The organism is Bacillus sp. FSL R12-0074, from assembly GCF_038005725.1.
GTDB classification, from domain to species: domain Bacteria; phylum Bacillota; class Bacilli; order Bacillales; family Bacillaceae_G; genus Bacillus_A; species Bacillus_A mycoides.
The window spans coordinates 4763135-4775787 of record NZ_JBBOTR010000001.1; the positions used below are offsets into that span (position 1 = coordinate 4763135).

A 12653-nucleotide genomic window follows, 5' to 3' on the forward strand; every position below is an offset into this window, starting at 1 on the left:
TCACGGTAGCTTCTATTTTTTCTTCATATCCGACACTTTTTTTACGATAACACCGCAAGCAATTCGGCCACCAGATTTACCCGTTGGTTGTGTCATACCATCATCAGCGTTTTCTGTAATAATAATAGACGCTCCATCTTTTCTATGAATCGTCGTTTTTCCTTCTTCAAGCGTTATATGCGGAGCATCGATTTCTGCTTTAATCTTTCCCGGACCGTCTGCAACTACGTTCGGTAAATCACCATTTTCCGCACCTTTCGGATTCAAGAGCCCATGTTTTTTATTATCCGGATTAAAATGATTCCCAGATGATTCGAAACGTGGCGCTTTACATTCTCCGATTTCATGCACATGTATCCCGTGTGGTCCTGGTGTAAAGCCTTCCGCTTTAATCGTAATTTTCACTCCACTTGTTTGCTGAACTACTTTTGCAGTCCCAACTTCATCACCTGAAGCATTATGTAATTTCACATCAATTTCTTTCGGCTTCCCTTGGTCACAACCCGCCATTAGAAATAATAAACAACAACTGAAAAAAAGCCGTCTTTTCATTCAATTCCCTCCAAAATGCTTTCTGCCCTTAGATTGTCCGAGCATAGAGGGAAACATACAAAAATGAATTACCGTTTCTTTTCAGCTAAAAGCTTTTCTTCTACTTTCTGTAATCGCTCTGCTTCTCGTTTTGATACACGAATAAACATACGCCACGTAGCGACCGCACCGATGATAAATAGAACGCAAACAATACCTGGAATAATATACTCCGTTTTATCTTCTGGAAAATATAAAGGCATCATATGAAACACTCCTTATCGGGGAATTTATAGTAAGAATAAACATCAGAATTTTCTGTTTTATCATCTTAAATTATAATTGAAGCCTGTCATATTCTCAAGGGGGCGTTCCGAAAGCGAATGATTTCTTTGACTCCTTCGCGCACTTTCCTTACTATAAACTTGAGGTGAAAAATATGAGCGAAACATTTGAAATTGGTGAAATCGTTACTGGTATTTATAAAACTGGAAAATACATCGGCGAAATTACAAATAGCCGTCCTGGCAGTTACGTCGTAAAAGTACTAGCTGTTTTAAAACATCCAGTGCAAGGTGACTTACATAACGTAAAACAAGCTGACGTACCATTTTTCCATGAAAGACGTGCTTTAGCTTTTCGTGAACAGACGAACATTCCAGAGCAAATGGTGAAGAAATATGAAGGAGAAATTCCGGATTATACAGAGTCACTAAAATTAGCATTAGAAACTCAAATGAATTCATTTTCTGAAGATGATTCACCTTTTGCGGGGCGTAGTCTAGAAACACTTCAGCAATTGAAGCAAGATTACAAACTTTAAAAAACAAAACGACCAAATTACATATTTTGCAATTTGGTCGTTACTGTGTACTCACTTTCTTTAACACTTTCGAAAAATCAATAAGTTCCCCTAATGTCGGAGGTGCTGGTTTGACTAAATACTCTTTATCTTTTTCTACTAACTTAAAAATATTATATGTCGTCATCGCATCATCAAGCGCACAATGATGCTTTCCTGTTCCTGCTTTTCCATACGCCTCAATTGCTTTCCACAGCCCTGTTTGATTTCTCTCTCCAAAAAACTTCTTATACTCAAGCGATAAATCACGACACTGTCCAAAGAATGGAAATTCTACTCCCGCCATTTCACAGTTATGCTTTAAGACTTTCATATCCATATTTCCCCACGTTACAATCGTCGGTTTACCACTCTTTTCATATTCTGCAAGTTTCTCAACAAGTTCATGAAAAGAAATTCCTTTGTCCACTACTTCCTGTTTAATTCCTAAAAATTTTTTACATCGATCCGTTAAAGACGGAAATGTTTTCGGTCTAATATGCGATGAATACGTATCTTCCACCTTACAACCAACAACTGAAACGAGTCCGACCTCAATAATTTCTGGGAAAAAACCTTTTGGCTTTTTTCTATGCTGGGGCATCGTAAACTCAAAGTCTAAAAACAAAAATCGTTGTTCATCCATACGATCCCTTCCTTATCATATTTGTCATTCCTTTCTATTTGACACTCCTACACGAACAAGCTCGAATGCTGATTCGATTTTAAATATTCAGATTGGATGTATCTTATATATATGTCAGATGCCCACAAATATTTTTAAAAATAAGAAAAAATGACCTATGCAGAAAATATGACAAAATAAACCCTTTCATTTACATCCGCCATTTTTCTACTTTATAATGACGTTATGTGTGTTTCATCTAGTTAATTTTTTGACACACTAAGAAAAGTGAATGAAAGGAGATGAGAGTTTTGCACGAAACAACGCAAGAACTCGCAAACTGGCAGTATTATTTCGCTATCGCAGTCTTTTTAATTACATATGCCATTATTATTTCTGAAAAAATTAACCGTGCTGTCATCGCACTTCTTGGTGCAGCATTCATGGTAATTGCAGGGGTCGTTGACTTACACAATGCCTTTACGAAACATATTGAATGGGGAACAATTACATTACTCATCGGTATGATGATACTCGTAAACATTACAAGTAAGTCAGGTGTCTTCCAATACGTTGCCATTAAAGCCGCAAAAGGAGCACAAGGAAATCCAATTAAAATTTTAATTTCACTTTCCTTACTTACCGCGCTCGGTTCCGCATTTTTAGATAACGTTACAACAGTACTTCTCGTTGTTCCAGTTACTTTATCTATTACGCGCATCTTGCAAGTAAATCCTGTTCCATATTTACTTTCTGAAATTATTTTTTCAAATATCGGAGGAACAGCAACATTAATTGGTGATCCGCCAAACATTATGATTGGTTCTGCAAATAAGCATTTAGATTTCAATGCTTTCTTATTCAACTTAGCACCTATCGTAATCATCATTATTGCTGTTACGGCAACAATTCTTTACTTCATGTACCGTAAGCAATTAATTGCTGATCCTGTACAAATTAAAAAATTAATGAGCTTAGATGAAAAACAATACATTAAAGACCCAGTATTAATGAAGAAATCTTTAACAGTACTTGGCCTTACTATTTTAGGTTTCATGACTCATTCCATTTTCCATATTGATGCAGCTATCATCGCCTTAACTGGCGCTACTGTGCTTATGCTAATCGGTGTGAAAGAGCATGAAATTGAAGAGGTATTCGCAAGTGTAGAGTGGGTAACAATCTTCTTCTTCGCGGGACTATTCGTACTCGTTGGAGGACTTATTGATATCGGGCTTATCAAAATGTTAGCTCAAAAAGTAATTGGAATAACAGGCGGAGATATTTCTCAGGCATCTATCCTTGTTCTATGGGTATCTGGTATCGCCTCTGCAACAATCGATAACATTCCATTCGTTGCAACAATGATTCCACTTATTAACGATATGGCAGTTGGGCTAGGTTTATCACCTTCTGACGCACAAATCGACGTACTATGGTGGGCATTAGCATTAGGGGCTTGCTTAGGTGGAAACGGAACATTAATCGGAGCTTCTGCTAACGTAATCGTAGCCGGAATCGCAAGTCGTGAAGGACATAAATTCAGCTACATGGAATTCCTTAAAGTCGGCTTCCCAATTATGATCGTTTCATTAATCATTTCTCACATTTACATTTACTTACGCTATCTTATGTAGTAGAAAAAAGCGCCCTGCTCAGCAGGGCGCTTTCGTTCTTTTTTCAGCATATCAGAATTATTATAGAACCAAATATATCGACCGCTCGACAACTTTGATACGCCTACTCGTTATACCTCACCGGCTCATTCCGAATAATGAACAAATGAATCGGCAAGAAAACCGAAAATGTGATTGTATGAATGATCGTAAATAGTATGGAATTCGTTCCGTATCTATCCAAAATAGCATAGATAAGATAAATAGACAGTACAAGTGATACAGCTGTTGCTAATATATATAGAATTGGTACGAAATTAAAGATGAAGCATCCAACATATATGCCAAATACTTTCCACCCTGCTTCTTCTTTTAAGAAATCTGGTAATTTATCTTTCGCTAAATCACCCCATATCTTACTATTTATAAACGGAATAAAAGCAAGAACACCATCAGTTGCACCATCATTTTTCGCCATCGTATAAAGTGCAAAAGCCGTTAACAAATACGAAATAATTGCCCAAATTATTATAACAAGCATAAACGCAAAACTAAGAGCAAAGAAACCTGCTAGTACGCCTTGATCTTCCATCTTATCCTCTCCTCTCTCTTCTCAACATATTTCATTACAGTGCAAGTTATGTTTTAAAATTTAACCAAACTCTTTGTATAATAAGAAGAGAAAGATAATGAGAGAGGAGTACATACCTATGCATCCATTTGTAAAGGCATTACAAGAGCATTTTACAGCTCATCAAAATCCCGAAAAAGCAGAACCGATGGCACGTTATATGAAAAATCACTTCCCGTTTCTCGGTATTCAAACTCCTGAGAGAAGACAGTTATTGAAAGACGTAATTCAAATACATACTCTCCCAGATAAAAAGGACTTCCAAATTATCGTGCGTGAACTTTGGGACCTACCAGAACGTGAATTTCAAGCTGCCGCACTCGATATCATGCAAAAATATAAAAAACACATAAATGAAACTCACATCCCATTTTTAGAAGAACTTATTGTCACAAAATCTTGGTGGGACTCTGTCGATAGCATCGTCCCTACATTTTTAGGTGCTATCTTTTTAAAACATCCAGAATTAATTTCTGCATATATTCCAAAATGGATTGCATCAGAAAACATATGGTTACAACGTACCGCTATTTTATTCCAGCTAAAATACAAACAAAAAATGGATGAAGAACTCCTTTTCTGGATTATCGGTCAACTACATTCCTCAAAAGAATTTTTCATTCAAAAAGCAATTGGCTGGGTCCTTCGCGAATATGCAAAAACAAAGCCAGATGTAGTATGGGAATACGTTCAAAACAACGAACTCGCTCCACTTAGTAAACGTGAAGCAATTAAGCACATTAAGCAAAATTACGGAATAAATAACGAAAAAATAGGCGAGACTCTATCATAGATAGGCACGCCCCTCTATTGTGATTTAAAAAAGAACGTGTTAAAATATGTTCATTATTATTAATATAAGTAGCGATGACGGACTTATAAGTACTTGCACAAAAAGCGATTCAGGGATAGTGAAAGCCTGAAGCTGCAAGGAAACGGCAGTCTCGAGCAATACGTGATGAAAGTGGATGTGCAAAATGCACATCAACTAGGGTGGAACCGCGGGTATATACAAGCTCGTCCCTAGGCATGATTGCCTAGAGACGAGCTTTTTTTGTATTTTAAAATTAAAAGCGCAAGCGGCTCGCTCAGAATGTGAGGGGGATGGAGCTTCTGACATAGATGCGTTTTTGCCTCGGCGGAAGAAGCGAAGCCACCGAACATTCTAGCCGCTGGAGCTGGATATACCTAAAAGCGGAGGTGACTTGCTCAGAACAGAAGGGCATTGGAGCTCCTGACGAAGAGGCGCTTTTTGCCTCACAGGAAGGCGCGAAATGACCGACTGTTCTAGTCACCAGCGCTGGAGCTAGCGGAGATGCCCCGTTTCCAAAGTACCCATCACGTCATCGCAAATACGTTAACTTTCAAAAGGAGGATTTTATTATGTATTCAATGGAACAAGTTGTAAACTTAGCGAAACATCGCGGTTTCGTTTTCCCTGGTTCTGAAATTTACGGTGGTCTTGCAAACACATGGGATTACGGTCCACTTGGAATCGAATTAAAAAATAACGTCAAAAAAGCTTGGTGGAAAAAATTCATTCAAGAATCTCCACACAACGTTGGTTTAGATGCTGCTATTTTAATGAACCCAAAAACTTGGATCGCTTCTGGCCACGTTGGTAACTTTAATGATCCAATGATCGACTGTAAAAAATGTAAAGCTCGTCACCGTGCTGACAAATTAATTGAAGATGCATTAGACGCAAAAGGTATCGAAATGGTCGTTGACGGTCTTACTTTCGACCAAATGGCTGACTTAATGAAAGAACATGAAGTAAAATGCCCAGATTGCGGTAGCCAAGAATTCACGGAAATCCGTCAGTTCAACTTAATGTTCAAAACATTCCAAGGTGTTACAGAGTCTAGCACAAACGAAATCTTCCTTCGTCCTGAAACAGCACAAGGTATTTTCGTAAACTTTAAAAACGTACAACGCTCTATGCGTAAGAAACTTCCATTTGGTATCGGCCAAATCGGTAAAAGTTTCCGTAACGAAATCACACCTGGTAACTTCACATTCCGTACACGTGAATTCGAACAAATGGAACTTGAATTCTTCTGTAAGCCTGGTGAAGATTTAGAGTGGTTCGCATTCTGGCGTGAAACTTGTAAAAACTGGTTACTTTCACTTGGTATGACTGAAGAAAGCATGCGTCTTCGTGACCACGGTGAAGACGAATTATCTCATTACAGTAACGCAACAACTGATATTGAATTCAGATTCCCATTCGGTTGGGGCGAACTATGGGGCGTTGCATCTCGTACAGACTTCGATTTAAAACGTCATATGGAACACTCTAACGAAGACTTTAACTATATCGATCCACAAACGAATGAGCGTTATGTGCCTTACTGCATCGAGCCATCTCTAGGTGCAGACCGTGTAACATTAGCATTCTTATGTGATGCATATGAAGAAGAGCAATTAGAAAACGATTCTCGTACAGTTCTTCGTTTCCACCCTGCTTTAGCACCATATAAAGCAGCTATCTTACCATTATCTAAAAAGCTATCTGAAGGTGCTACTGAAGTATTCGCAGAACTAGCTAAAGACTTCATGGTAGACTTTGATGAAACTGGTTCTATCGGTAAACGTTACCGTCGTCAAGACGAAATTGGTACTCCATTCTGTATCACATACGACTTCGACTCTGTTGAAGACAAAGCTGTTACAGTACGTGACCGTGACACAATGGAACAAGTTCGTATGCCAATTAGCGAACTAAAAGGTTTCTTAGAGAAAAAAATCCAGTTCTAATTATAAAAAAGAGGCGCTCTATTGAGCCGCCTCTTTTTACTTTTCACGTTTTTCTTTAATTGCTACTGTACATCTTGATATACATAGTAACTCATCATTTTCATCAATGATGCGAATATCCCAAACCATTGTCGATTGCCCTCTATGTATTGGTGTTCCGATTGCTGTTACAATTCCATCTTGCTTTGAGCGAATATGATTTGCATTAATTTCTAATCCGAAACAAATACATTTTTCTTGATCAATTAAATTGTATGAACCAACACTTGCCACAGTTTCTGCTAATGCAACAGATGCACCACCGTGTAAAAATCCAAACGGCTGATGCGTGCGTTCATCAACAGGCATTGTAGCAACTACTTTATCCTCTGTCATTTCTAACAACTCAATTCCAAGCGAATCCATTAAAGTTTTTGACATATCGTTTTCAACCTCTCTCACTTTAGATCAAATGTATAATTTTACCTGTTTAATTTCAAACTACCTATAACACTTATATAAGGAGGTTTCACCTAAATGAAACAGAAATTTTGTATACTATTGCTTATGTTCTCCTTGCTGACTATTGTACCAAATTGTGCAATAGCAGCCAAAGCATCCAACCTGACAATCAACGTTAAGACTGTAACGCAAAAAGGTAAGAAACCTTATATAGAATATCAAATTAATAGGCCTTCCTTTCACAACTTTTCTGATTCAAAATTTCAAAATAAGCTGAATTCCTATTACAAAAACTCTACTGCCAAATTTAAAAGTAAATTAGAAAAAGAAGCTAAGAAATATTATAAAGAAACAGAAGGATCTAGCACACCTTTTCATCCATACGTTGCAAATGTTGACTATAAAGTAGCTTTAAACAAACCACCTTTCCTCAGCCTATATGTGAATTACTATCAATATACAGGCGGAGCGCACGGACTGTATACGTGGAAGGCAAATACATTTGATTTAAACGAAAAAAAATTATTACACTTAGACGATTTATTTCAACAAGAGGATAAATATAAAGAAATAATTCGCACAGAGATTGTAAGACAAATTAAACAAAATGAAAGCATTTATTTTCCTGATGCAGTCGAAAAAGTAACGAGCACTAAAAAGTTTCACTACTTTTTAGAACCGGATAATCTTGTAATTTATTTCTCTTTATATGAAATTGCTCCTTATTCAAGCGGAATTCCACAGTTTCGTATTCCATACACATTGCTTAGAGACTATTTAAAGCCTTCTTATCAAAATATTTTGATTGACAACAAGTAAATATTTTCGCTACGATAATGTTAACCTAAACACAACTGGAGGTTAACATTATGAAGAAGCTTCATGTTTTAGATTTAGCATTAGCTGCCATGTTCGTCGCTCTTATGGCTATTGGTGCAAATATTGTATCGTGGGCACCATTCTTACAAATAGCGGGCATTCCATTATCTATGCAACCATTTTTCGCAATTTTAGGAGGTCTTCTTCTTGGGAGTAGACTTGGGGCATTATCAATGACTGTTTACATGCTTGTTGGAGTAGCAGGTGCGCCAATCTTCGCTAACTTCAAAGCTGGATTTGGAGCACTTTTAGATCCTACTGGTGGTTTTATTATCGCATTTATTATCGTTGCTTACGTATCAGGAAAACTAGTAGAACAAAAAGAACGACCAACATTCAGCACCTTTGCAATTGCTTCTTTCGTCGGAATCATTTTAACGTATATTATCGGTACTACTTATATGTACGGGGCAGTCAATATTTTCATGGGTGGTAATATGAGTTATAAAGCTGCCTGGATGATTATGATGTGGTTCGCAGTAAAGGATATTGCGTTTACAATTATCAGCGCTATTATCGCACCTCGCATATACTATGCTGTACGTCGTTCCGCTTATCAGCATTCTCATTCGACGATTTCATAATAAAAAAGGAGCTGTTCCTATAGGAACAGCTCCTTTTTTATTATATTAAGACTCTTGCTTCATTTGCTCGTCTAAAACTTTCTTCATCATTACTAGCATATCATCACGTAATTCTGGGTGCTGCAATGCCATTTCAATTGTCGTTTGAACGAATCCTAATTTTTCACCAACGTCATAACGCTTTCCTTCAAAATCATATGCAAATACACGTTGAATTTCATTTAAGCTTTGAATTGCATCCGTTAACTGAATTTCGCCACCCGCTCCAACTTGTTGCTGTTCCAAGAACATAAAGATTTCAGGAGTTAAAATGTAACGTCCCATAATCGCTAAGTTTGAAGGCGCAGTACCTTGCGCTGGTTTTTCAACGAATTTACGAACTTGATAACGACGTCCCTCTTGCTCTAACGGATCAATAATTCCGTAGCGATGTGTTTCTGCTTCAGGAACAGTTTGTACACCAATAACAGAAGAAAGTGTTTTGTCATACTCGTCCATTAATTGACGTAAACATGGTTTTTCAGCTTGAACGATATCATCGCCTAATAATACTGCAAACGGCTCATCTCCAATGAATTTACGTGCGCACCAAACAGCATGTCCTAATCCTTTTGGTTCTTTTTGTCGAATGTAATGGATATCTACCATTTTAGAAGAAGCTTGTACTTTTTCAAGTAACTCATACTTTTTCTTCTCTAATAAGTTTTGCTCTAATTCAAATGCGTTATCAAAATGATCTTCGATAGAGCGCTTTCCTTTACCAGTAACGATAATAATATCTTCGATGCCTGATTTTACTGCTTCTTCTACGATGTATTGAATTGTTGGTTTATCTACAATTGGAAGCATTTCTTTTGGCATTGCTTTCGTTGCTGGTAAAAAGCGTGTTCCTAATCCCGCTGCCGGGATAATTGCTTTTCTCACTTTTTTCATGACAAATACCCTCGCTTTTCATTCTAATTCTCTTAGTAAAGTGTAAATTTATAACACTCGCTCGTAATAATCCTCTACATCAAACAAAACTACAAGAAAAGAGGAGGCCGTTCTCCGTTCTCCTCTTTTCCTATCAGTAGCACTCTATTCTATTATAAACGATTCATAATATCTTCTTTAATAGTAAGTAACTTTTGTTCACTATTTTGTAAGGAATCATCTTGTACACCAAAGTAGAATTTAATTTTCGGCTCTGTTCCAGATGGACGTAAGCAGAACCAAGAACCATCTTCTAATTGATATTTTAACACATTTGATTTCGGTAAGTGAATCTCTTCCTTATTTCCATCTTGTAACGTTGTAATGATGCTTTCTTTATAATCCTCAACTGCAACGACTGTTAAACCAGCTACTTCTTTCGGAGGATTCTCACGGAATGTTGCCATCATCTTTTGAATCTGTTCGGCACCATCTTTTCCTTTTAACGTTAACGATACAAGGTCCTCACGGAAGAACCCATACTTCTTAAATACTTCTAGCAGACCATCGTATAACGTTTTACCTTGTGATTTGTAGTATGCAGCTACTTCACATGCAAATAGGACGGATTGCACCGCATCTTTATCACGGCAGAATGGACGGATTAAATAACCGTAGCTTTCCTCATAACCGAATTGGAATTCATATTGTCCACTTTCTTCATACTGTTTAATTTTTTCACCGATAAATTTAAATCCAGTTAACGTATCAACTGTATCTAAACCGTATGCTTTTGCGATTGTACGGCCAATTTCAGACGTTACGATTGTTTTTAAAACAACACCGTTTTCTGGAAGCGTTCCGTTTTCCTTCTTTTGTGATAATAAGTAATCAAGCATTAACGCACCTGTTTGGTTACCAGTTAATACTTGGAACTCACCATCGTAATTGCGAACTGCTACACCTAGACGGTCTGCATCAGGATCTGTTGCGATTAACACGTCTGCGCCTACTTTTTCACCGTCGCGAATTGCATACTCAAACGCTGCATGCTCTTCTGGGTTTGGTGATTTTACTGTAGAGAAGTTTGGATCTGGTAACTCTTGCTCTTTTACAACAGTTACATCTGTAAATCCAACTTCTTCTAAACCACGGCGTACCGAAATATTTGATGTTCCATGCAATGGTGTAAAGACGATTTTTAAATCTTTTCCTACTTCTTTCACCATCTCTTTATTAATAATGACATTGTTCAATTCTGCTGCATACGCATCATCTACTTCTTGTCCAATTATATGTAATAAACCGTCAGCTTTTAATTGCTCAACATCAGCAACTTCAACTGTTAATTCATTCTCTACTGCATTTACGTAGCTAATTAACTCATCAGCTTCCTTTGGAGGCAACTGGCCACCATCTTCACCATATACTTTATAACCGTTATATTCGGGCGGATTATGGCTTGCCGTAAGAACGATTCCACTTGCTGTATGTAAATGACGAACTGCGAAAGAAAGCACTGGTGTTGGACGTAAGCTTTCAAATACATATGTTGTAATACCGTGTGCACCAAGAGTAGCAGCTACTTCCATTGCGAATTCAGGTGATTTATGACGAGAATCATACGCGACAACAACACCGCGTTTTTTCGCTTCTTCACCTAATTTTTCAATAAACATAGCTAATCCTTTTGTTGCTTTACGAACTGTATATACATTTAAACGGTTCGTACCAGCACCAAGTTCACCACGCATACCACCTGTACCGAACTCTAGATTTTTATAAAAGCTATCCTCGATTTTCTTCTCATCTTGCTTCATGTTTTCTAGCTGTTCTTTTAATTCTGCGTCTAATTCTGCATATGAAAGCCAGCGACTAAATTCTTGTTTCCAATTCATACTTCCATCTCCTCTCGCCTGTCGTACCTTCATTATATGAAAAAAACAACCTGAATCTCAATATTTTTTAAAATCTAGCAGGATTTTACTATAAATATTTGTATACACTATGGTTAAATACTCCACCAAAGGGAATGAGGATTATGCAAGAATGGGGCTTGTCAGAAGAGCTCAAAATAAAAACAAAGCAGATGATTGAAATTGCTGAAAAAGAATTATCAAACATGAAGCATGCAATCGATAAAGAAGATGAATGTATTTTATGTAAAATGGAAGATATTCATCATATGTTAACAAATGTACAGACGTTAGCAGCTACATATTATATTCAAGCATATTTATCACCTTATACGGAAAGTTCACATTTCATCACTACAGCTGTCCAACATTTAAGCGCTCGAAAACACGGTGCTCTTATTATTGTGGAACGAAGTGACGCTCTTGATTCTTTCATTCAAACTGGAACGACATTAAACGCACACTTAACCGCGCCACTACTTGAATCGATTTTTTATCCAGGGAACCCTCTTCATGACGGAGCCGTTCTCATTAAAAATAATCATATTGTCTCAGCAGCTAATATTCTTCCATTAACAAAAAGCATGGAAATCAATCCTGAGCTAGGAACACGTCATAGGGCTGCAATTGGCTTATCCGAGAAAATTGATGCACTTATATTAGTTGTCTCTGAGGAAACAGGGCGTACTTCATTCGCTTTAGGCGGGACGTTATATACGATTTCTTTATAGGACGAATCTTTCACTATGTAGCACTTTTTGGAACGGTAAAATAATAAATGAAATTATATCAACCGTAACTCCAAATATATCGATGTTTCGACAAGGAGTATCGACTTACCGACAAAAACTTACAATAGTCATACCATATCAATAAGAAAAGGCTATCCCAAAAATTTGAGACAGCCCTTTCTTCAA

14 protein-coding genes are annotated in these 12653 nt (G+C 37.3%); 7 read left to right on the forward strand and 7 right to left on the reverse strand.

Annotation, left to right across the window (positions count from 1 at the left end; genetic code table 11):
• Positions 1-12: 12 nt before the first annotated feature.
• Both NSS97_RS24885 and NSS97_RS24890 read right to left on the reverse strand, forming a co-directional pair.
• Complete coding sequence (locus tag NSS97_RS24885) at positions 13-552, reverse strand: superoxide dismutase family protein (RefSeq protein WP_341114282.1); 540 nt, start codon at positions 550-552, stop codon at positions 13-15.
• Positions 553-620: 68 nt separating this feature from the next.
• The gene (locus NSS97_RS24890; protein ID WP_000982764.1) at positions 621-797 is read right to left on the reverse strand and encodes a hypothetical protein; all 177 of its coding nucleotides are present in this window, start codon (positions 795-797) and stop codon (positions 621-623) included.
• Positions 798-970: 173 nt separating this feature from the next.
• Here NSS97_RS24890 and NSS97_RS24895 point away from each other — a divergent pair, with 173 nt between their 5' ends.
• Complete coding sequence (locus NSS97_RS24895) at positions 971-1354, forward strand: kinase-associated lipoprotein B (RefSeq protein WP_044439089.1); 384 nt, start codon at positions 971-973, stop codon at positions 1352-1354.
• A 40-nt stretch (positions 1355-1394) separates the two neighbouring features.
• Here NSS97_RS24895 and kapD read toward each other — a convergent pair whose 3' ends face one another.
• Positions 1395-2018, reverse strand: coding sequence for a 3'-5' exonuclease KapD (kapD, locus tag NSS97_RS24900; RefSeq protein WP_341099763.1), 624 nt, complete (start codon positions 2016-2018; stop codon positions 1395-1397).
• Positions 2019-2308: 290 nt separating this feature from the next.
• Here kapD and NSS97_RS24905 point away from each other — a divergent pair, with 290 nt between their 5' ends.
• Positions 2309-3634 carry an ArsB/NhaD family transporter gene (locus NSS97_RS24905; protein ID WP_002145115.1) on the forward strand — a complete coding sequence of 442 codons (1326 nt, stop codon included), beginning with the start codon at positions 2309-2311 and terminating at the stop codon, positions 3632-3634.
• Positions 3635-3737: 103 nt separating this feature from the next.
• On the opposite strand, the gene NSS97_RS24910 is transcribed toward NSS97_RS24905, so the two are convergent.
• Positions 3738-4205: a hypothetical protein gene (locus NSS97_RS24910; protein WP_002034556.1), complete on the reverse strand. Its 468-nt coding sequence runs from the start codon at positions 4203-4205 to the stop codon at positions 3738-3740.
• Between the two features lie 118 nt (positions 4206-4323).
• Between NSS97_RS24910 and NSS97_RS24915 the strand changes: the two genes are divergently transcribed.
• Both NSS97_RS24915 and NSS97_RS24920 read left to right on the forward strand, forming a co-directional pair.
• The gene (locus tag NSS97_RS24915) at positions 4324-5037 is read left to right on the forward strand and encodes a DNA alkylation repair protein (RefSeq protein ID WP_107887281.1); all 714 of its coding nucleotides are present in this window, start codon (positions 4324-4326) and stop codon (positions 5035-5037) included.
• A 590-nt stretch (positions 5038-5627) separates the two neighbouring features.
• Positions 5628-7004 carry a glycine--tRNA ligase gene (locus tag NSS97_RS24920; RefSeq protein WP_002015863.1) on the forward strand — a complete coding sequence of 459 codons (1377 nt, stop codon included), beginning with the start codon at positions 5628-5630 and terminating at the stop codon, positions 7002-7004.
• A 36-nt stretch (positions 7005-7040) separates the two neighbouring features.
• Here the strand turns inward: NSS97_RS24920 and NSS97_RS24925 are convergent, their stop codons facing one another.
• Positions 7041-7424, reverse strand: a complete 384-nt coding sequence (locus NSS97_RS24925; RefSeq protein WP_002034550.1) for a hotdog fold thioesterase — start codon at positions 7422-7424, stop codon at positions 7041-7043.
• Between the two features lie 96 nt (positions 7425-7520).
• Here NSS97_RS24925 and NSS97_RS24930 point away from each other — a divergent pair, with 96 nt between their 5' ends.
• Positions 7521-8264: a DUF3298 and DUF4163 domain-containing protein gene (locus tag NSS97_RS24930; RefSeq protein WP_107887280.1), complete on the forward strand. Its 744-nt coding sequence runs from the start codon at positions 7521-7523 to the stop codon at positions 8262-8264.
• Between the two features lie 50 nt (positions 8265-8314).
• The gene (locus tag NSS97_RS24935) at positions 8315-8908 is read left to right on the forward strand and encodes an ECF transporter S component (RefSeq protein ID WP_107887279.1); all 594 of its coding nucleotides are present in this window, start codon (positions 8315-8317) and stop codon (positions 8906-8908) included.
• Positions 8909-8953: 45 nt separating this feature from the next.
• Here the strand turns inward: NSS97_RS24935 and galU are convergent, their stop codons facing one another.
• Both galU and NSS97_RS24945 read right to left on the reverse strand, forming a co-directional pair.
• A complete protein-coding gene (gene galU, locus NSS97_RS24940; RefSeq protein WP_002015869.1) occupies positions 8954-9841 on the reverse strand; it encodes a UTP--glucose-1-phosphate uridylyltransferase GalU in 888 nt (295 codons plus the stop codon).
• 152 nt (positions 9842-9993) lie between these two features.
• Positions 9994-11718, reverse strand: a complete 1725-nt coding sequence (locus tag NSS97_RS24945) for a phospho-sugar mutase (RefSeq protein WP_107887278.1) — start codon at positions 11716-11718, stop codon at positions 9994-9996.
• Between the two features lie 143 nt (positions 11719-11861).
• Between NSS97_RS24945 and cdaS the strand changes: the two genes are divergently transcribed.
• Positions 11862-12467, forward strand: a complete 606-nt coding sequence (gene cdaS, locus NSS97_RS24950; protein ID WP_002067925.1) for a sporulation-specific diadenylate cyclase CdaS — start codon at positions 11862-11864, stop codon at positions 12465-12467.
• Positions 12468-12653: the final 186 nt, after the last annotated feature.

Bases quoted from the DNA above. Each gene is read 5' to 3' on its own strand.
- NSS97_RS24925 (WP_002034550.1), bottom strand. From the start codon at position 7,424: ATGTCAAAAACTTTAATGGATTCGCTTGGAATTGAGTTGTTAGAAATG.
- NSS97_RS24935 (WP_107887279.1), top strand. From the start codon at position 8,315: ATGAAGAAGCTTCATGTTTTAGATTTAGCATTAGCTGCCATGTTCGTC.
- NSS97_RS24945 (WP_107887278.1), bottom strand. From the start codon at position 11,718: ATGAATTGGAAACAAGAATTTAGTCGCTGGCTTTCATATGCAGAATTA.
- NSS97_RS24890 (WP_000982764.1), bottom strand. From the start codon at position 797: ATGATGCCTTTATATTTTCCAGAAGATAAAACGGAGTATATTATTCCA.
- NSS97_RS24910 (WP_002034556.1), bottom strand. From the start codon at position 4,205: ATGGAAGATCAAGGCGTACTAGCAGGTTTCTTTGCTCTTAGTTTTGCG.
- NSS97_RS24915 (WP_107887281.1), top strand. From the start codon at position 4,324: ATGCATCCATTTGTAAAGGCATTACAAGAGCATTTTACAGCTCATCAA.
- NSS97_RS24920 (WP_002015863.1), top strand. From the start codon at position 5,628: ATGTATTCAATGGAACAAGTTGTAAACTTAGCGAAACATCGCGGTTTC.
- NSS97_RS24930 (WP_107887280.1), top strand. From the start codon at position 7,521: ATGAAACAGAAATTTTGTATACTATTGCTTATGTTCTCCTTGCTGACT.
- cdaS (WP_002067925.1), top strand. From the start codon at position 11,862: ATGCAAGAATGGGGCTTGTCAGAAGAGCTCAAAATAAAAACAAAGCAG.
- galU (WP_002015869.1), bottom strand. From the start codon at position 9,841: ATGAAAAAAGTGAGAAAAGCAATTATCCCGGCAGCGGGATTAGGAACA.
- NSS97_RS24885 (WP_341114282.1), bottom strand. From the start codon at position 552: ATGAAAAGACGGCTTTTTTTCAGTTGTTGTTTATTATTTCTAATGGCG.
- NSS97_RS24895 (WP_044439089.1), top strand. From the start codon at position 971: ATGAGCGAAACATTTGAAATTGGTGAAATCGTTACTGGTATTTATAAA.
- kapD (WP_341099763.1), bottom strand. From the start codon at position 2,018: ATGGATGAACAACGATTTTTGTTTTTAGACTTTGAGTTTACGATGCCC.